Source organism: Paenibacillus sp. JDR-2 (assembly GCF_000023585.1).
Lineage (GTDB): Bacteria > Bacillota > Bacilli > Paenibacillales > Paenibacillaceae > Pristimantibacillus.
The window spans coordinates 706,953-725,199 of record NC_012914.1 but is presented as its reverse complement, the minus strand read 5'-3'; the positions used below and the strand labels follow the sequence as shown (position 1 = coordinate 725,199).

The 18,247-nt window shown below is 53.2% G+C and carries 16 protein-coding genes; 8 read left to right on the top strand and 8 right to left on the bottom strand.

Going from position 1 to position 18,247, the window contains the following annotated elements; all coding sequences use genetic code 11:
- The first annotated feature begins 74 nt into the window (after window positions 1–74).
- The 3 genes from murI (at window position 75) to PJDR2_RS03230 (ending at window position 5,841) form a co-directional block, all read left to right on the top strand.
- Window positions 75–851 (top strand): glutamate racemase, encoded by a 777-nt coding sequence (gene murI, locus PJDR2_RS03240; RefSeq protein ID WP_012772619.1) that lies wholly within the window; start codon window positions 75–77, stop codon window positions 849–851.
- Window positions 852–1,194: 343 nt separating this feature from the next.
- On the top strand, window positions 1,195–5,088 hold the full coding sequence (locus PJDR2_RS03235; protein ID WP_012772618.1) for a CARDB domain-containing protein: 3,894 nt from the start codon (window positions 1,195–1,197) through the stop codon (window positions 5,086–5,088).
- A gap of 207 nt (window positions 5,089–5,295) precedes the next feature.
- Complete coding sequence (locus PJDR2_RS03230) at window positions 5,296–5,841, top strand: HD domain-containing protein (protein ID WP_012772617.1); 546 nt, start codon at window positions 5,296–5,298, stop codon at window positions 5,839–5,841.
- On the opposite strand, the gene PJDR2_RS03225 is transcribed toward PJDR2_RS03230, so the two are convergent.
- The 4 genes from PJDR2_RS03225 to PJDR2_RS03210 all read right to left on the bottom strand — a co-directional run bounded on the left by PJDR2_RS03225 (window position 5,810) and on the right by PJDR2_RS03210 (window position 8,826).
- Window positions 5,810–6,730 (bottom strand): DMT family transporter, encoded by a 921-nt coding sequence (locus PJDR2_RS03225; protein ID WP_012772616.1) that lies wholly within the window; start codon window positions 6,728–6,730, stop codon window positions 5,810–5,812. The genes PJDR2_RS03230 and PJDR2_RS03225 overlap by 32 nt on opposite strands.
- A 99-nt stretch (window positions 6,731–6,829) precedes the next feature.
- Entirely contained in the window at window positions 6,830–7,075 is a 246-nt protein-coding gene (locus tag PJDR2_RS03220) for an H-type small acid-soluble spore protein (protein ID WP_012772615.1), read from the bottom strand.
- Between the two features lie 71 nt (window positions 7,076–7,146).
- Complete coding sequence (locus PJDR2_RS03215) at window positions 7,147–7,458, bottom strand: luciferase family protein (RefSeq protein WP_012772614.1); 312 nt, start codon at window positions 7,456–7,458, stop codon at window positions 7,147–7,149.
- A gap of 90 nt (window positions 7,459–7,548) precedes the next feature.
- A complete protein-coding gene (locus tag PJDR2_RS03210) occupies window positions 7,549–8,826 on the bottom strand; it encodes an adenylosuccinate synthase (protein ID WP_012772613.1) in 1,278 nt (425 codons plus the stop codon).
- A gap of 108 nt (window positions 8,827–8,934) precedes the next feature.
- Here PJDR2_RS03210 and PJDR2_RS03205 point away from each other — a divergent pair, with 108 nt between their 5' ends.
- The gene (locus PJDR2_RS03205) at window positions 8,935–9,816 is read left to right on the top strand and encodes a LysR family transcriptional regulator (RefSeq protein WP_012772612.1); all 882 of its coding nucleotides are present in this window, start codon (window positions 8,935–8,937) and stop codon (window positions 9,814–9,816) included.
- Window positions 9,817–10,200: 384 nt separating this feature from the next.
- On the opposite strand, the gene PJDR2_RS03200 is transcribed toward PJDR2_RS03205, so the two are convergent.
- From PJDR2_RS03200 to PJDR2_RS03185, 4 genes are all read right to left on the bottom strand, one after another.
- A complete protein-coding gene (locus tag PJDR2_RS03200) occupies window positions 10,201–10,488 on the bottom strand; it encodes a hypothetical protein (protein WP_012772611.1) in 288 nt (95 codons plus the stop codon).
- Between the two features lie 130 nt (window positions 10,489–10,618).
- Window positions 10,619–11,242, bottom strand: a complete 624-nt coding sequence (locus tag PJDR2_RS03195) for a ferric reductase-like transmembrane domain-containing protein (RefSeq protein ID WP_012772610.1) — start codon at window positions 11,240–11,242, stop codon at window positions 10,619–10,621.
- Entirely contained in the window at window positions 11,239–12,171 is a 933-nt protein-coding gene (locus tag PJDR2_RS03190) for an FAD:protein FMN transferase (protein WP_012772609.1), read from the bottom strand. The genes PJDR2_RS03195 and PJDR2_RS03190 overlap by 4 nt, the downstream gene beginning before the upstream one ends.
- Before the next feature lie 16 nt (window positions 12,172–12,187).
- Window positions 12,188–12,478: a hypothetical protein gene (locus tag PJDR2_RS03185; RefSeq protein ID WP_012772608.1), complete on the bottom strand. Its 291-nt coding sequence runs from the start codon at window positions 12,476–12,478 to the stop codon at window positions 12,188–12,190.
- Window positions 12,479–12,761: 283 nt separating this feature from the next.
- Here PJDR2_RS03185 and PJDR2_RS03180 point away from each other — a divergent pair, with 283 nt between their 5' ends.
- The 4 genes from PJDR2_RS03180 to PJDR2_RS03165 all read left to right on the top strand — a co-directional run bounded on the left by PJDR2_RS03180 (window position 12,762) and on the right by PJDR2_RS03165 (window position 18,206).
- A complete protein-coding gene (locus PJDR2_RS03180; protein WP_190276177.1) occupies window positions 12,762–13,808 on the top strand; it encodes a GGDEF domain-containing protein in 1,047 nt (348 codons plus the stop codon).
- 138 nt (window positions 13,809–13,946) lie between these two features.
- Entirely contained in the window at window positions 13,947–14,924 is a 978-nt protein-coding gene (locus PJDR2_RS03175) for an ornithine cyclodeaminase family protein (RefSeq protein ID WP_012772606.1), read from the top strand.
- A 12-nt stretch (window positions 14,925–14,936) separates the two neighbouring features.
- Window positions 14,937–16,097 (top strand): dipeptidase, encoded by a 1,161-nt coding sequence (locus PJDR2_RS03170; RefSeq protein ID WP_012772605.1) that lies wholly within the window; start codon window positions 14,937–14,939, stop codon window positions 16,095–16,097.
- A 12-nt stretch (window positions 16,098–16,109) separates the two neighbouring features.
- The gene (locus tag PJDR2_RS03165; RefSeq protein ID WP_012772604.1) at window positions 16,110–18,206 is read left to right on the top strand and encodes a CocE/NonD family hydrolase; all 2,097 of its coding nucleotides are present in this window, start codon (window positions 16,110–16,112) and stop codon (window positions 18,204–18,206) included.
- Window positions 18,207–18,247: the final 41 nt, after the last annotated feature.

The window sequence follows — 18,247 nt, the reverse complement described above, 5'->3', positions numbered from 1 at the left end:
GATCGTAGTCTTGCCCTATTCCCCGGACCGCGTTATGCTGGGTGTAATCATATGGGATAGGAACGTTGTAAACTATGACGATCGGTATTTTCGACTCCGGACTCGGAGGACTAACGGTACTGGCGGAAGCGCTGAAGCGTCTTCCTGCCGAGAATTATATATATATGGCGGACACGAAGCATGTTCCGTACGGGACCAAATCGGAAGAAGAGGTCCGCGACTTCGTGCTTCAGACGGTTGAGCAGATGGTTGCGGAGGGGATCGATGCGCTGGTCGTAGCCTGCAATACGGCGACGAGCATCGCGATCAACGAGCTGCGGGAGCGGTATTCTTTTCCCATTATCGGGATGGAGCCTGCCGTGAAGCCTGCCGTGGAGATGAACCGCGCAACGGGGAAAAAGGTTCTTGTCTGGGCGACTCCTCTAACCCTTCGTATGCCGAAATATTACGCGCTGGTCTCCCGCGTGGATGAAGAAGGAATCGTAGATTCCCTTCCGATGCCCGAACTTGTGCAATATTGCGAAGCTTTGCAATTCGATAAAGATGTGCTGAAGGATTATTTTCTCGCCAAGCTGGCGCCTTACGACTTGAACGAATACGGCATATTGGTGCTGGGCTGCACGCATTTCCCGTTCTACACGTCTATTCTGCGGAATGTTCTGCCTCCGCATATTCAGATTGTAAACGGCAATCTGGGAACGATCCGCCGTTTAACCGCGATGCTGAGCCGCTACGGAATCGGCACGGGGCGCGGAAGCGGCCAAGTACGGTTCATGTGTACCGGCGGAGAAGCCGCATATATCGAGAAGATGCGCTCTGCGCTCTCTTATTTGAAAGAACAGGATCTATAGAACCGGTACCGCTCTGTGCGGTGCCGGTTTTTTTGTTGCGGGACCGGCCACCGATACATAAGATCGCACATGTTCATCGTAGGAATGCATCTTCAGCCTGACGGGCAACTGGATTATGCTATGCACATACGACTGCTCTTCCGATTACAACCACATGACGAAAAGATTCGAAATCGCCAATACCGCGTAACCCGTTAGGTATTGGTTTTTTGTTCATTCGAATGAATGCTTGCGAAGCAAGAATGATCGGTGATAATGAATCTTTTTAGGAGGTGGTTGAATGCAGCTTTGCTCCAAAATGTAAGCGCATTAATTATTAATCATTCTATTTAGGAGGTTTTTTATGTTCGCCAATAGTAAAAGGCTAAGCCGCAATCCGTTTATGATGTTCTCTCTTGCACTTACCATTTTGTTATCGCAGCTTACGCTCTACCCTTCTGCCTCATCGGCGGCGGGCGGTTCCAACCTTGCCATAGGCAAGACGGTAACGGCAAGCGGCTACGCGGATGTTTATGTCGCAGGCAATGTAGCTGACGGGAATCAAGCTACATATTGGGAGAGCGCGAACAATGCTTTTCCGCAATGGATCCAAGTCGATCTTGGCGCAAGCACCAGCATTGATCAAGTCGTTCTGAAGCTTCCTGCCGGCTGGGGCACGCGCACCCAGACGCTGTCCGTGCAAGGCAGCACGAACGGATCGGCGTTCACCGACATTGTTGGCTCCGCAAGTTACGTCTTTAATCCTTCCGTCAGCAACAACTCGGTTACCATCAATTTCTCGGCAGCAAGCACCCGTTACGTCCGCCTGAACATTACTGCCAATACAGGTTGGCAGGCAGGCCAACTCTCCGAATTCGAAATTTACGGAGCAGCGGTAACTCCTCCGCCATCCGGCACTTATCAAGCCGAGAGCGCGGCTCTGTCCGGCGGTGCCAAAGTGAACACGGACCACGCCGGCTACTCCGGAACGGGCTTTGTTGACGGCTTCTGGACACAAGGAGCCTCAACAGCCTTCACGGTAAACGTGGCCTCCGCAGGCAGTTATGACGTCACGCTCAAATACGCTAACGCCCAAGGCTCCGCTCGCACATTGAGCATTTACGGCAATGGCACCAAGATCCGCCAGACCACGCTGAACAGCCTGGCGAACTGGGATACTTGGGGTACCAAGACCGAGACTCTGACTCTTAATGCCGGCAACAACACGATCGCCTACAAATACGATTCTACCGATTCCGGCAATGTTAATCTGGACCAGATTTCCGTGGCAGCTTCGGCGACACCAACTCCTACGCCGACACCTACTCCTACGCCGACTCCAACGCCTACACCTACGCCGACGCCTACACCTACACCGACTCCTACACCAACGCCTACACCTACACCAACGCCTACTCCTACTGCGACGCCTACACCAACGCCTACTCCAACTCCTACACCTACGCCTCCGGCCAGTGGGAACGTAGCATTAGGCAAAACCATAACCGCTTCTTCTTCAACCTTTACGTATGTAGCTGCTAACGGCAATGACGGCAGCACGTCCACTTACTGGGAAGGCAGCGGCAATCCAAGCCAGCTGACCGTTGATCTCGGCGCCAATCATGACCTTACTTCGGTCGTGGTGAAGCTGAATCCGGCCACCGAATGGAGCACGCGTACCCAAACGATTCAAGTATTGGGAGCCAACCAAAGCACAACAACCTTCAGCAATCTGGTATCCGCACAGTCCTATACGTTTAACCCTTCTTCCGGCAACACGGTTACCATTCCGGTTACCGCTACCGTGAGCAAGGTTCAACTGAATATTACGGCGAACTCCGGCGCATCTGGCGGTCAGGTAGCGGAATTCGAAATATACGGCACGCCTGCTCCAAACCCGGATCTGACGATTACGGGCATGACCTGGACGCCAGCCAATCCGGTGGAGACGGATGCCATTACCCTTAACGCAACCGTAAAAAATATCGGCAACGCCAGCTCCCCTGCCTCTTCGGTGAACTTCTACCTTGGCAACGAGCTTGTTGGCACGGCTCCCGTAGCTGCCTTGGCTGCCAATGCGACAGCTACGGTATCGGTTAATGCCGGGGCAAGAAATGCCGGCAATTATCCGGTAAGCGCAAAGGTCGATGAGAGCAATACCGTTATTGAGCAAAACAATAACAACAACAGCTACAGCAACTCGGCGGGCATCACCGTTGCCGCCGTGCAAAGCTCCGACCTAATCGTATCGACGACCTGGAACCCAAGCAACCCAAGCGCGGGCAACACGGTTACTTTTACGACTAACCTGAAAAACCAAGGGAATATCGCTTCCGCGGCCGGCGCTCATCCGATTTCCGTGGCATTGAAGAACGCATCCGGCGCAACCGTTCAGACCTGGAACGGCTCGTATACCGGATCCCTTGCGGCAGGCCAATCCGTTAACGTAACGATGGGCACTTGGACTGCGGTTAACGGCAGCTATTCGGTAACCACGACGGTAGCCGCCGACGGCAGCGAAGTCAGCACCAAGCAAACCAATAACAGCAATACCGTAAGCTTGTACTCGGGCCGCGGAGCAAACATGCCGTTCACTATCATTGAGGCGGAATCGGCCTCCAATGCGACTAACGGCACAAAGCTGGCTCCTAACTTCAAACCTGGCGATTATGCCGGCGAAGCATCCGGCCGTTCATCCGTCTATCTGGACGCTGCGGGAGAATACGTGGAATTTACGCTGACTTCCCCGGCGAACGCGTTTGTTCTCCGCAATGCGGTTGCCGAGAATACGACCGGAACGGTCAGCATCTATGCGGATGGCGTAAGCAAAGGCAAATTCAACGTATCCTCCAAGTTCTCTTACCTGTACGCAACGCCTAGCACGCTTGGCCGTTTGGGCTACGACAATGCGCCCGGCGCAGGCTTAACGGCTTATTGGCTCTATGAGGACGCGCAGCTGATGCTGGATCAGGTATATCCGGCGGGAACCAAAATCAAGATCCAGAAGGATGCCGGCGACGTATCCTGGATCTACGTCGATCTGCTCGAAACCGAGAATGTGGCACCGCCTCAAGCGAACCCGGATCCAACCAAATACGTGGCCGTATCGGCGTCCAAGTCGATTGATCAGGCGCTGACGGAGTTCAGACAGGATAATACGAAGAAAGGCATCTACATCCCAGCCGGCGAATGGACGATCAACAGCAAAATCTTCCTTTATGGCCGCGCAACGGAAATCGTAGGCGCCGGTCCTTGGTACACGAAGCTGGTTGCTCCTCAAAGCCAGTCCAATACGGATGTTGGCTTCAACATCAGCGCGGCGGCTAACGGATCAACGATTCGCGACCTGTCGGCATGGGGCAACTACATCAACCGGGTGGATGGACCGGGCAAATTCATCGATGGCAACGGCATGCAGAACGTAACGGTTCAGAACATCTGGGTCGAGCATTTTGTCTGCCTCTACTGGGGGGTTAACTCCTCCTACAACACGTTCAAGAACAACCGGATCAAGAATACCTTTGCAGACGGGATCAACATGACAAACGGCTCCTCGTACAACGTGATCGACAACAATTATGCGCGTGGTACAGGCGACGATTCCTTCGCTCTGTTCAGCGCTACCGATTCCGGCGGCTCTTACAACGTTGGCAACAAGTATACGAACCTGACGGCGACTAACGTGCGCCGCGCGGCTGCTTTTGCCGTATACGGCGGTTCGGATAACCTGTTCCAGAACCTGTACGGCGCGGATACATTGACGTATCCGGGCATCACGATCAGCAGCTACAGCTTCGGCTACAACACGCTTGGCTTCGGCGACCAGGATACCGTCATTGACGGAGCAACGCTGGACCGCACGGGCGGCGACTTCTGGACCAGCGTTGGCGCCGACGATAAGATTAACGATTACCAGAACTTTGGCGCAATCTGGATCTACGGCGGGGACCGGGCAATCAAGAACATCCTGATCAAAAACGTAGACATCAATAATCCGGTCTACTTCGGTCTTATGTTCCAGTCCATGACGCCAAACAATATGGTGATGCAAAATATCCGCGTCGAGAACGTCAACATCAACAATCCTTCCCGTTACGGCATCAAGCTTGTCTTACGCGCCGAGCAAGGCCAAGGCCCTGCTTACGGCGGAGCAAGCTTTACCAACGTGAAGGTCAACAACCCGGGCATCTCCGCCATTTACGGCGAAGCGCAAAGCCCGAACTTCACCGTTACCCGCGTGTCCGGGAATAACTGGTAATAAACAACGAAGGCCCGCCCAGTCCTCGATGACTGGGCGGGCCTTTCCGTTCTGCTGCTCGCCGCGGGCGATCCGGAAAAAGCCTTAACGATGCCGCATATCGTTAAACTGCCTGTATGCCTGGAGCAACATAATAAGCCGGCTTTACTCGTAATACTTGCTCCTTCTCCGTATAATATAGTCAATAACGTTAAAGGAGCTGATCAAATGAACGTAATGGATGTCGCGATCGAGTTTGCAGCAACCGCCCATCAAGCCCAATACCGCAAAGGAACCGGCATACCTTACATATCCCATCCTTTCGGAGTGGCGATGCTTCTATCCTCGTACAACTACAGCGAAGAAGTGATTATTGCAGCCCTTCTCCATGATGTGCTTGAAGATACGGATACGACCGAGCAGCAGCTAACCGACCGGTTTGGTCCTGAGATTACGTTTATTGTGAAGGGCTGCTCCGAGCCGGATAAATCCTTAAGCTGGGAAGAACGGAAAACCCATACGATCGAGAGTCTCCCCTCTTCTTCGCTGGAAATCCGCTTGGTAGCCTGCGCCGACAAACTGCATAACCTTCGAAGCATGAAACGGGAGTTTGAAACATCCGGTCCTTCTTTCTGGTCACGGTTCAAACGAGGCGAAAAGGAGCAAGCCTGGTATTACAAAAGCTTGGCCGAAGCGTTCGCTAAGCCTGAGGACAGCTCTTCGCATCCCCTGTTTGCCCTGTTTATTCAAGAAGTGAACGATTTTTACGGTTAACCCGCCAGAGCGGCGGAAGCTGCGGCACAATCATGCCGACCAGCATAAACATGCAGCCGATTCCCGCGCGGACGCCAAGCACCTCGTCCAGCAGCAGGTATCCTCCGATGGCGGCAAACACAGTCTCCAGGCTCAAAATAATGGCCGCCTGCGCAGGATGCGCGTTTTTCTGGCCAACAATTTGCAGCGTATACGCAATACCCACGGAACAAATCCCGCCGTATAACAACGGAATCATAGCGTCGGACAGACCGGACAGCTCCACCTTTTCCGTAGAGAAGGCTGCTATAAAGCTCAGCACCGAGCAGGTCAAAATTTGCGCAAGCGACAGCTTTAGTCCGTCCGTCTTGCGGGAGAACCGGTCGATCATCAGGATATGAACAGACCAGAACAATGCCCCGACAAGCTCGTACAAGTCCCCTTTTCCCAACGTCAGATCATTAGTCATGCATAATAAATACAGGCCGATAACCGCCAGAACGGCACCTATGCCGCTGTTCACGCCAAACCGTTGCTTCAGAAACAACCCGAAGAACGGTACGATAACAATATACAGTCCCGTAACAAAGGCTGCTTTTCCCGCGGTTGTATACATCAGTCCAATTTGCTGCAAGGAAGCCCCAACGAACAAAATAAGTCCCGTGCACACTCCGTACTTAGAGGCGCTTCTAAAGGAACCGCGAAGCTGCGCCTTGGTCTGGCCGGATTTGCGATCCATGATCCAAATAAGCGGCAATAACGATATAGCGCCCAATACAAATCGGACCGCGTTAAAGGTAAACGGCCCTGTATGCTCCATCCCCTGACGCTGGGCGACAAAAGCGAATCCCCATATAAAGGCAGCGAGTATTAATAGTAAACTGGATTTCAATTGAGCTTGTTGTTTCATTAACGTTCTTCTCTCCTACCGGCTGACTAACTGCTGAAAGATTCATTATACAAAAAACAAAGCACAGCGGTAACCCGCCATGCTTTGTTTTACAAATTCCTATTGTTCCGTTTCGCCATCGGATACCCGGCAAGCGACTTGTTCAACTTCCATTGCCATCGTGGATGATTGCTCAACCAAGCTGCGTACCGGCACATCAAGCTCCTGCTCCGGATTGGATAACGGGTAGATGCGCGCCGTCCCCCTCGCATCATCCACGTGCTGAATGTACACCTGCATTTCGTTATACTTCACGTCCTCCATCACCGGAGAAGCGGCAATTTCTTTGGCGCGGTTAATGTCCACTTCAAGATCCTCCTCTGCTTCAAACTCATTACAGTATGAGCGAAGGAGGAATGGAATATGCGCCCAATCCGTTAGGGAACTTGGGCAAACCGTTCATAGTTAAAACGCAGCAGTTCAATGGCATGGGCAAGATCGTCTTCCGTGTTCAAATAAACGGAAACCCAGCCGGACTCCGGCAGAATATGGTGTGACTTGGCTTTGCCGGTCGTTACGGCTTCATCCCGCTTAGCCTTTGGCAATAATAGATCTACCAGCCGACCGCCATGAAGATGTCCGATCTCCTTGCCGTTCACCGCAAATTCGATTCCGCCGAACCGGTGAGGCCCCGTGGTTACGCCCGGCCAGGATAACAGCAGCTCTTCCAAAACAGCTTTGCTCCCCATGAGCCCACCTCCGTACTTCCACCTTTAAAAAGCCCTAATCCCATCCTATTCCGGCTGCCCCGGAGAATTGACCTTTCACTTACACTTAACTTATCTCGTAATCACCTGATCACGTTTAGGTCCAACGGAAATCGTCGCGATCGGAACGCCAATCTCGGACTCGACAAACTCTACGTATTGTTTGGCCGCAAGAGGCAAATCATCAAATTGTCTAATCTCGGAGATCGTGCTTTTCCAACCGGGCATTGATTTGTAAACGGGCTTTGCGCCTTCAAGCTTGGAGGTAATAGGGAAGTCATCGATAACCCCGTCCGCCGTTTCATAGCCGACGCAAACCGGAATCTCGTCTAAATAGCCTAAGACATCCAGGTTCGTCAACACGACCGATGTTGCTCCCTGCAGACGGCAGCCGTATCGCGTTGCAACGGCGTCAAACCAACCGACGCGTCTAGGCCGGCCGGTCGTTACGCCGTATTCGCCGGCATCTCCGCCCCGCTTCCTAAGCTCCTCCGCCTGTGCTCCTTGAAGCTCGGATACAAACGGTCCTGCGCCAACACAGCTGGAATAGGCTTTGGTCACGGCAACGACCTGCTGGATGGCATACGGAGGAAGCCCTGCCCCAACCGACGCAAAGCCCGCGAGCGTTGAGGACGAGGTGGTATAAGGATAGATCCCATGATCGGGATCCCGAAGCGCCCCTAATTGTCCCTCCAGCAAAATAGGTTCTCCATGGATATAGGCCTTCTGGAGCAACGAGGTTGTGTCGCCTATATACGGTGCCAACAGCTTCGCTTGCTCAAGCAGCTCCGGCATCAAGTCTTCCGCCTGCATCGGAGGCTGTCCGTAAAGATGCTGCAGGAGTACGTTTTTAGCTTCAAGCAAACGCTCTACACGCTTAAGCAAACGGGCAGGTTCTAGTAAATCGGCTGCCTGTATTCCAAGCTTGGTATATTTATCCGCATAAAAAGGAGCAATACCGCGTCTCGTGGACCCAAAGCTGTTGTTTCCCAGCCTCTCCTCTTCCAGCTCATCGAATAACCGGTGCACAGGCAATACAATCTGAGCTCTATCCGAAATGATTATTTTAGGAGTTGGTACCCCTCGCGCCGACAAGGCCTTCAGCTCATCCAACAAAACTCCAATATCCAGCGCTGTGCCGGGACCAATAACATTCGTAACGTTTGGGTTAAAAACACCCGAGGGAAGCATATGCAGGGCAAACTTCCCGAAATCGTTAATAATCGTATGTCCCGCGTTGCTTCCGCCTTGGAACCGGACAACGTAAGAGGATTGCGCCGCCCATACATCGGTCATCTTCCCTTTTCCTTCGTCGCCCCAATTTGCGCCTACGATCGCCGTTACTGTCATTCTCATAACCTCCGCTTCATCAATTGCTTACTTACTAATGATAAAGCCCGAGAAGTGTATTAGAATAATTCATATAACTAATATCTGATATAAATGTGAGGAATACCTATGGAAGTGAATTTGGAGTGGTACCGCGTTTTTTATTGGATTGCCAAGACCGGAAGCTTATCGAAAGCCGCCGAGCAGCTTCATATTACCCAGCCTGCCGTAAGTCATACGGTCAAGCAGCTGGAGAGCACGCTTGGAGGGCAGCTTTTCTTCCGGACGCCTAGGGGAGTCACTTTAACCAAAGAAGGAACCGTGCTACTGCAATACATCGAGCAAGCCTTCCAATCCGTTCAGATTGGAGAAAAAGCGATAGCCGAGATGAATAATCTCCATACCGGGGAAATAGCGATAGGGGCGAGCGATACGTTGTGCAAGCATTATTTGCTGCCTTATCTGGAGCAGTTCCATGAGCAGCATCCCGGCGTCCGCGTCAGGGTTACCAACCGGACAACCCCCGAGACGCTTGCACTTCTTAAAGAAGGCAAGATCGACTTCGGCATTGTCAGCTTGCCCGTATCCGACAAGCAAGTTGCTATAAGCGAAAGCACGCTGCTTCAGGACTGTTTTGTCGGGGGCAAAGGTTATCAATCGCTCTCCGGCGGTCCGCCGCTTACTTTGGAGCAATTGAATGCCTATCCGCTGCTGCTACTCGAAAAAGGAAGCAGCACGAGACGTTACCTGGATGATTACGCGGCGTCTCACGGAAGCACGTTTACCCCTGAATTCGAACTCGGCAGCGTGGACCTGCTCGTCCAATTCGCCAAAAGCGGCTTTGGCCTGGCCTTTGTTATTCGCAACTACGTCGCGGAAGAGTTACAGCGTGGAGAGCTGGTTGAAATCCCTCTAACTGAGACTTTTCCCGGCCGCCCTATCGGCATTGCTACGCTGCGAGGCATACCTATGTCCTCGGCGACGAAGTCCTTCCTGGCTCTATTGCCTTGAGAGAATCTTACCTCTAACAAAATTCATAGCCTTATTTCATGAAAACCGGCCGATTCTCGAATCTAACGAAACATAGTAACGTTATTGGACACTTTGGCGGTAAAAAGCAAAGTTGAAGCATGGAATAGCGTCACCTAGTTTCGTTAGAATCAAAAATCCCGCCAGATCAACCGAATAGCGTTACCTAGTTTCGTTAGCCGTGATGCAGATGGCACAAGGGTGTACAAGAGTGCTCAAGGGGTACGATTAGTTTCACGGCGGCTTCTGCCACCCATTTCATACAAACTAAAGGCCGGAGCTCTCCCGTAAGAAGCCCCGGCCTATCCTATCCGAAGATGCTCAGCCCTTGTTTAACTGCTTGCCGACTGCTGCATCCAACATGGATTATAATTTTCCTTTCAAGTCCATGAGATACTTCAGGAGCACTGCGAGCGCGCCCAAGTAATAACCAACCAGAACGACCCAGCCTGTTACGTCCATTAAGGAAAGTCCCGCAAGAAGAAGCAGCGGCATCACGTAGTACAACAGGTCTTTCAGGTAGCCCAATACGAAGTCCATCGAGAATTTGCCGCCTGTTACCATTTTGAACAAGTCAACCAACAAGTTTGCACCCATCGAGCCCAGCACGACCCACAAAGCAACTTCCATCCAAAGTGTAAGCGATCCTAGCACTTTTCATCACCTCCGAATTCGAGGAATGTGATACGCTTACATTTTATGCGGGAGGTGCGAAAGTTGTCTCCTTCAATAGCCTGTATCATCAACATATTCTTTAAAATAAAAAAAGACCCTCTGAAGGGCCTTATCGTACTTTATAATCGCCGGGCTCAATAATGATTGGATTCGCATGCGGATAGGTTACCCGCCCGCTCTTCGGAGCATCTCGTTTATCCTTTTTCACCGTCCATACCCTGTAGACCGTAAGCGCCACTACAATAGCGCCTGTCGCCCCGTACATCGCCTGCGCCCAAGGATAGCTTGAATCGGAGCCGATCAGAAGACCGTGCAGGAGGGCCAGAAAGTAGCCGGGAAATGCCAGCATATGCGTCATCTTCCACGCTTTCTTGCCAAGCTTTTTCATCATGTCCGAGGACAGAATAACAATAAAGCACATATAAAACGAGAGTGTCCCCATGCCCGTTAGAACGGGATGCGATTCTGCCGTGAACGGGATCAGCAATCCGCTTAAGGAATAGCCCACGTATTGGTCGAACAGCAGTACGGCTCCATGCATCATGCCGAACAAAAAGCCGAACCAGCCAGCGGACTGATGAATGGTCAACACCATCAGCTTGGCTTTATTTTTGATTAGTCGCGACCCCATTGAAATACCGGCAATCGTGGACAGAAACAGGAACAAATACGACGTAATGCCCGACGCGCGGGTTGTGGTCCATACACTTAAAGCATCCAACAGCTGGTTCATGCGTATAATCCCCTTTCCCCTACATACTGACCGATAGCGCCAACCGTCCGGATCGATCCGTCATGCAGCACGCCTACGGCCGCACAAGCCGGATGGTTACCCGCAAGCCATTCGAAACCCTGCTCCCGGCCGAGAAGAAGGACGCATTTCGCGTACACTTCGGCATCCATCAGATTCGGAGCAAACAGGGTCACCTGAGCCAGATCCGAATCGACTGGCGCACCCGTGCGCGGATGAATAATATGATGGCGACTTTGACCGGCGCTGTCCTTCCATTGCCGTCTGACCGTATTACTGGTAGCGATCCCTGCCGGGTATCTTACCTGAAGCGTCATCAGATCCCTGCTTGCTTCCCAAGGATCACCGATACAAACCGACCATCCCTCGTCCGGCACACCCCACAGCGTAATATCGCCTCCCGCTCCAATTGCACCGGAACGTACGCCCGCATGCTGAATCATAAGGGAAAGCTGGTGGGCGCTCCATCCTTTTGCGAATCCGCCAAGGTCGACAGCAAGCTTCAAATCCAGCGTTAACGCTCTTGTACCGGAGTCCAGAATCAAGGGCTGCTCGCAGTCAAACGGCTTAGCCGTAAGCACCGGCTCCACATGCGCCGACCTCCCCGCCAAGGATTCAAACGTCCCGGAGTACCCAAGCTCGTGAATGAGTTGTCCCATATAGGGATTAAACAGACCGTCGGTTGCTTCATAGTAACGGTTGGCCTCAGCCATTACTTCATAGAGCAGCGTGGAGGCGGAAAAAGGTTGTCCGGCAGATTGGTTCATTTGGGACAGCTCACTGCGCGGATTGAACCGGCTCAGCTTCTCCTCTACGACAGTGATCCAGCTTTCCGCCATCGCCTGCGCGCCGTCATGCAGTCCTTTTGTGAAAAACTGCGAATTCATCGCCCGGAATCTATGCAAAGTCATCTATGATTCCTCCCTGCTATGAAGCATGCGTCCGCATGCCTTCGTCGCCGGAACTTGTTCCGGAGTCCGTTCCCGAGCCAAAATCCTGTCCCATGCCGCGCCCGCGGCCAAACGGCCTTTGCTCGTAGGAGCCTGTGCCGTCATTGCCCTGGATTCCTCCATCTGATGGACTGCTATTTAAAACGTCGCTGCTGACCGGAGCTGTTGCTGGATTTGCCGATGAATGATTAATAACGCCGACCATTCCCGTGAATAACGCTACGCTGGAAAGCCCGACAACCCATTTCACCCATTTGGAATTCGCCATAATATTGCCTCCTCTACACCCATCAAATGTCCTATAATTGACAGTGTATCTCCTATTCCTTAAACGTAGCTGAAATAAGATTCCGGATTAATTTTACGAATAACGTCTTCCAACCGTTTCCTGCATCCTGATATAATCGGCAGTAACGGATATTTTTATCGTCAGGCTGGTGACCACCATTAACATACTGTTGGATTCGACAACAATCCTTATTTTTCTTGGAATTGCCTATTTATTTACATTCATACTTATAAGCGCTTATTGGCGGGATGTAATCAAAGCCTTGCCGGTCAGAATCTTTTTCCTGGCCAAATGCCTTCAGTCCTGCTCCTGGTTTCTTGTTGTCCTGCGCGGGGATATCCCGGACTTTCTGACCATCTCCGTTGCCAATTCCCTCATGTTTGTCGGAGCCTCCCTTGAGACCATCTCCATGTTGCGATTAAGGAATGAATGGCGGACACGCTATAAAATCATGTACAAGCTGGCTATCCCTCTCAGCATTGCGGGGTTCCACCTCATCATGCTTATCCATAACGAGGAAGAGGCCCGGATCGCCTATTGCTCTGCCGCTCTCGCCATCATACTTGCCCCTATGTACAGGCTGATCAAAGGACCATCCCCGCTAATGAAAGTCATAGGCTATATTTATCTGTTCGTGATTGCGGCCAATCTGGTCCGTGGAACAACCGCTCTCTTTACGGATATTCCCGCAAGCTTTTACACGCCGGGGATCTACCAATTGCTCTATCTGGTGACGATCTATATTCTTACGATCCTGGGGATAATGGGCTTTATGCTGCTGTGGAAGGAAAAGACCAACCAAGAGCTGCTTCATTACGCAAGCTACGACGATCTGACCGGCGCGCTTAATCGAAGAACGTTTATGACAAGCGCCAAACGCTACTTGAATCATTATGCCAAGAAGGGCGAAGCGGTCTCGTACCTGTTGTTTGATATCGACAGCTTTAAGGACATTAACGATAAATACGGCCATCATATCGGCGATCTCGTGCTGCAGGACGTAACGAAGCGAATCCGGCATTACTTGGACAAGGACGACTTGTTCGTGCGTTACGGCGGAGACGAATTCGGCATTCTGCTTCCCGGCAAAGGCGAGCAGGAATCAAGCGCGCTGGCCGAACGGATAAAGATTATGCTGCAATCCGCACCGACCACCCTGCCTGTCTCTTATACCATAAGCATGGGAGTGCTCACCGTCGTTCCGGATCAGCACACCCATATGGAATCGATGTATACGAAATGCGACCAGGCCCTCTACACGGCCAAAAGAAACGGCCGAAACAACATCTACCGAAGCCAGTTCGGCTAGAATTAGCCCCTCTTGGAAGAGCTTGCCGGATAACCGGCGGGCTCTTTTTTCGCTGCTCCAAGCAACGCTTACACTCCCTAATATTTTTGAGGTAAAATAAAATAGATCTACATTCGACAGCAAGCAGGTGAGCGCATCATGTTAGTCATTGACCGTAACGTTGTATCCGAATTATTAACGATGGAAGCCTGCATTCCGCTTATGGAAAACGTCCTGTCCGATTTGTCCGCCGGACAAGCCGAGCAGCAGCTCCGGTCCGTTGTTCCCGTCCGCCAGGGCGGCTTGATGGGACTAATGCCGGCGTATCTCGCCTCGCAGGAGACCGTTGGAGCGAAGCTGATCAGCGTCTTCCCTCACAACCATAACCGCGGCCTTCCCTCCCATCAGGGCGTTATTGCCCTGTTTGACGCGGAAAATGGCGCAATGAACGCCATTGTTGACGGCCGTAACGTAACAGCTATACGTACCGCTGCCGTCAGCGCGGCCGCAACCAAGCTGCTCGCAAGAGAAGACTCGCGGGTTCTTGCGTTAATCGGGACAGGCGAGCAGGCCCGGACTCATCTCGAGGCGTTGCTTCTCGTACGCCCGATCGAGCTTGTCCGTATATGGAGTCCTAACCTGGAGCACGCGACCAAATTTAAAAATGAGATGGACGCCAAATATGCGGAGCTGACGATCGAAATCTCGGCTACCGCGCGGCTGGCTGTTGCGGAGGCCGATATCATCTGCACCCTGACCTCCTCAACAACTCCCGTTCTGCAGGGAGAGTGGATTCCCGAAGGCGCGCATATTAACGCCGTTGGCGCCTGCCGCGCTCCCGACCGGGAGCTGGCAACAAGCATTGTCCGGCAAGCGAAGCTGTACGTCGACCGGTATGAATCGGCCGTAAACGAAGCCGGGGACTACCTGATCCCTCTTCAGGAGGGGGCGATCGGCAGCGATCATATTATCGGCGAGATCGGCGAGGTCCTTCTTGGCCGCGCTCCGGGCAGAGCCTCGGACAAGGACGTCACTCTCTTCAAATCGCTTGGTCTAGCCGTTGAGGATTTAGCTGTGGCGGCTTATCTTCATAAGCAAGCCAAGCTTCAAGGCAAAGGCATTACTATCGCAATCTAGGAGCGTGTCATCATGAAGAATCATCAAGGGTTGTACGACTTTCACCTCACGCCGGAGCAAGAAAAGCGGGCACTGGATATCCATGAACGCAGCATCGTAATCGACCTGCTGTTCCAGGGGCCTCTGTCCCCCCGCGTTGTTCCTGCCGAAGTATCGGCGCAAATCAAAGAAGAATGCGAAGCACTGAAGGATAACCCGATGGCGTACAGTGCCCTCCCTGCCAAACGTCTGCGGCAAATGTCCGTTAGCGGCGAGCTGCCTGCCTTCAAAGAGGAATGGTACCGCTCCGGGATCACAGCCGGCAACCGGGAAGTGGATTTGTCCAGCCCGGAGGCCATCATAACCAGCATGGGCGAAATGCAGGAGCAGTTCGACCGTTTCGGCTGGCTTGTGAAGGCCCTGTCGGCAGACGATATCCGCGAGGCCAAACGCAAAGGGCTTAAAGCCGGTATCGTCACTTCGCAGGATCCGGGCGGTCTCGGCAAGAACCTCGATCTGCTTGAGGCTCTTCACGGCTTTGGCCTTCGGGTGCTTCAATTAACCTATAATAATCAGAATTCCATCGCATCCGGGTGTATGGAGCTGGCTAACGGCGGCGTCTCCAATTTCGGCGTGACGTTTATAAGCCGCATGAATGAGCTTGGCATCGTTGTCGACACCAGCCATTGCGGCGAGCAAACAACGCTGGATGCCTGCCGACTCTCCACCCAGCCGGTTATCGCTTCCCATACGGGCGTAGAAGCGATCTATCCTCACCGCCGCTGCAAAAGCGATGAAGAGCTTCGCGCGATTGCCGCTACGGGCGGCGTAATCGGCGTATTTGCCATGCCATGGTTCGTTCATGGCGATCCGCAGGCTACAACAATCGACCATGTGCTCGATCACATCGACTATATCGTTCGCCTTGTTGGCGTTGACCATGTCGGCATCGGTACCGATTGGCCGATGAGCGATCTCGACTGGTCCCTCGTCTATTTCAAGGAGCATATCGCCCCTAAGCTTGGCTTTGCCAAAGGAGACGGACCGTCAACCGAGCTTGTCGCCGGACTCGAGCAATACGGCTTGTTCATCAACTTTACTCGGGGACTAGTGGCAAGAGGTTATTCCGATGAAGAGGTCAGCAAGATCATTGGCGGCAACTGGCTGCGTATTTTCGAACAGGTATGGGGATAGGAGGAGCTGCAAATGACGATTTACAACTTTTATTGCGCAGGTGTTTACGAGGGCAAGATTCGTTTTACAGAGGATAAGGTCATGCATGCCCGAGTAGACCGCAGACGGCGCACGCAGATGCGGGAGCATGTGCTGGACCCGCAAGCGAAATATATTCTCCCGCTTCAGCAACTTCGCGAGAATCTCCCGGTCTACAGTCAGACCGAATGGTCCGGGGAGCGTGTTGTGACCGCGAATGGCGAAACCTATCACCGCCACCTAACTTATACCGATGAGCAGGGACGCACTTCGCAGGTATGGGCCAAACGCAATGACACTGCCGTAGATATCGTAACGCTGGAAGGCGCCGTTATCGCCTTCCTCTGCCCGAACCGCTACGGCATGGAGATTATCGTGCGGGAAGGACTGGAGAAGCTCACTCCGCTTGTCGTATACGACGATCCCGGGCTGTCCAAGCCCGAATACGGCGTAAATGATCTCGGCACGTTCCTTGTTCCGATGCGTGACGGTCTGAAGCTCGCAACCGACGTCTATCTGCCGGAAGGCATTCAGCCGGGTGCAAAGCTGCCGACGATTCTCGTCCGTACCTGCTATGACCGGGCCGGCAAGAAGGAGCATTTCCTGCGCTGGGCGAACAAGGGGTATGCGGTTGTGAACCAGGATGTCCGGGGACGCGCCGATTCCGAAGGCGAGCTTGTCCCGTTCTATTACGAACGCGAAGACGGCAGCGATACGATCGACTGGATTATTTCCCAAGAATGGTCGAACGGCGATGTCGGCATGTGGGGTGCCTCCTACCTCGGTTACGTCGTCATGGCGGCATCCACCAGCGGACATCCGAACCTGAAGGCGGTCGTGAACGAAGTTAATGTCGGATCTCCGTTTGTCGATACGGTCCGCCGCGGCGGCACCGTGTGCTCCTGGCCGCTGCTGTCCTGGACGCTTGCCCAATCGGTTGGCACCCGGACAGACTTCGAAATCTTTGGCGGCATTACCGTTGATCCGGCCAAGGCCGTTGAAGCGCGGCCGATTCGAGAGATTCCGCAGCAGATGATCGGCAGGGATTCCGGTCCTTGGGACTTCTGGAGCCAGCATCCCGAGTACGACGAATATTGGAAGAACTGCACCCATTCGGAGCGTGCGGATCAGATTAAGGCTCCGATGTTCGTCATCTCCGGCTGGTATGACGGCGACAGTCCCGGCGTATCGGAAACCTGGCGCCTTCTCACCGAGCATGACGTTCCGAACCGGAAAATCTGGCTTGGCCCTTGGGAGCATGGTCCAAACCGCGCCCGCGATCTGGAAGGTACCGCCTTTGGCGAGGATGCCGTCGTCTACGACTATGACGTTAACGTCCTCCGCTGGTTCGATCATTTCCTGAAGGGTGCGGCAAACGGCATTAACGAGGAGCCCCGTGCCCGCTACTACGTGGTTGGCGAGAACAAATGGCGGACATCCACGGATTGGACGCCGGTCGAAGCGTCCGTTACGCCATTCTATCTCGGAGGCGGCGGACGGGCGAACTCGGCCTTTGGCGACGGCAAGCTGACGCTGCGGCAGCCGCAGGACAGCACGCCGGATGTTTATGTCTATAACCCGGGGGACCCGGTCGTGGATTCCGGGGAGCGAATCCCGGAAAACCGGCGTACGATCGAGCTGCGCCAGGACGTGCTCTGCTATACCGGCGACAAGCTGGAGCAGCCGCTTAAGATTGCCGGCGAATTGTCCGCCGTTCTCTATGCGGCAAGCTCGGCGGTAGATACCGACTGGGTTGTCGCGCTTAGCGACGTGGATGAAGCCGGCAACTCCATTCTGCTCTCCAGCTACATCGTCCGCGCCAAATACCGTCACGGTTATGACAAGCCGGAGCTGCTGATCCCCGGCAAGGTGGAGAGGTTCGATATTTTCTTGCCTAATATCGCGCATCAGTTCCCTGCCGGGCACCGCATCCGCTTCTCGATTACGTCGTCCAGCAAGTTTGTTGCGTTCCCGAACTCCAATACGGGTCTGAACCCGTATGACGATCCAGAGCCGATTCCGGCTACGCAGACCATCTATCACTCCGGGCAATATCCAAGCCACGTTCTGCTTCCCGTGCTTGGCGAATAATACGATGCAAGGCCGGGCTTCTCTTCCAACGAGGGATTCCC

Bases quoted from the DNA above. Each gene is read 5' to 3' on its own strand.
- PJDR2_RS03175 (WP_012772606.1), top strand. From the start codon at position 13,947: ATGTTAGTCATTGACCGTAACGTTGTATCCGAATTATTAACGATGGAA.
- PJDR2_RS03170 (WP_012772605.1), top strand. From the start codon at position 14,937: ATGAAGAATCATCAAGGGTTGTACGACTTTCACCTCACGCCGGAGCAA.
- PJDR2_RS03195 (WP_012772610.1), bottom strand. From the start codon at position 11,242: ATGAACCAGCTGTTGGATGCTTTAAGTGTATGGACCACAACCCGCGCG.
- PJDR2_RS03185 (WP_012772608.1), bottom strand. From the start codon at position 12,478: ATGGCGAATTCCAAATGGGTGAAATGGGTTGTCGGGCTTTCCAGCGTA.
- PJDR2_RS03225 (WP_012772616.1), bottom strand. From the start codon at position 6,730: ATGAAACAACAAGCTCAATTGAAATCCAGTTTACTATTAATACTCGCT.
- PJDR2_RS03165 (WP_012772604.1), top strand. From the start codon at position 16,110: ATGACGATTTACAACTTTTATTGCGCAGGTGTTTACGAGGGCAAGATT.
- murI (WP_012772619.1), top strand. From the start codon at position 75: ATGACGATCGGTATTTTCGACTCCGGACTCGGAGGACTAACGGTACTG.
- PJDR2_RS03210 (WP_012772613.1), bottom strand. From the start codon at position 8,826: ATGACAGTAACGGCGATCGTAGGCGCAAATTGGGGCGACGAAGGAAAA.
- PJDR2_RS03215 (WP_012772614.1), bottom strand. From the start codon at position 7,458: ATGGGGAGCAAAGCTGTTTTGGAAGAGCTGCTGTTATCCTGGCCGGGC.
- PJDR2_RS03230 (WP_012772617.1), top strand. From the start codon at position 5,296: ATGAACGTAATGGATGTCGCGATCGAGTTTGCAGCAACCGCCCATCAA.
- PJDR2_RS03190 (WP_012772609.1), bottom strand. From the start codon at position 12,171: ATGACTTTGCATAGATTCCGGGCGATGAATTCGCAGTTTTTCACAAAA.
- PJDR2_RS03205 (WP_012772612.1), top strand. From the start codon at position 8,935: ATGGAAGTGAATTTGGAGTGGTACCGCGTTTTTTATTGGATTGCCAAG.
- PJDR2_RS03235 (WP_012772618.1), top strand. From the start codon at position 1,195: ATGTTCGCCAATAGTAAAAGGCTAAGCCGCAATCCGTTTATGATGTTC.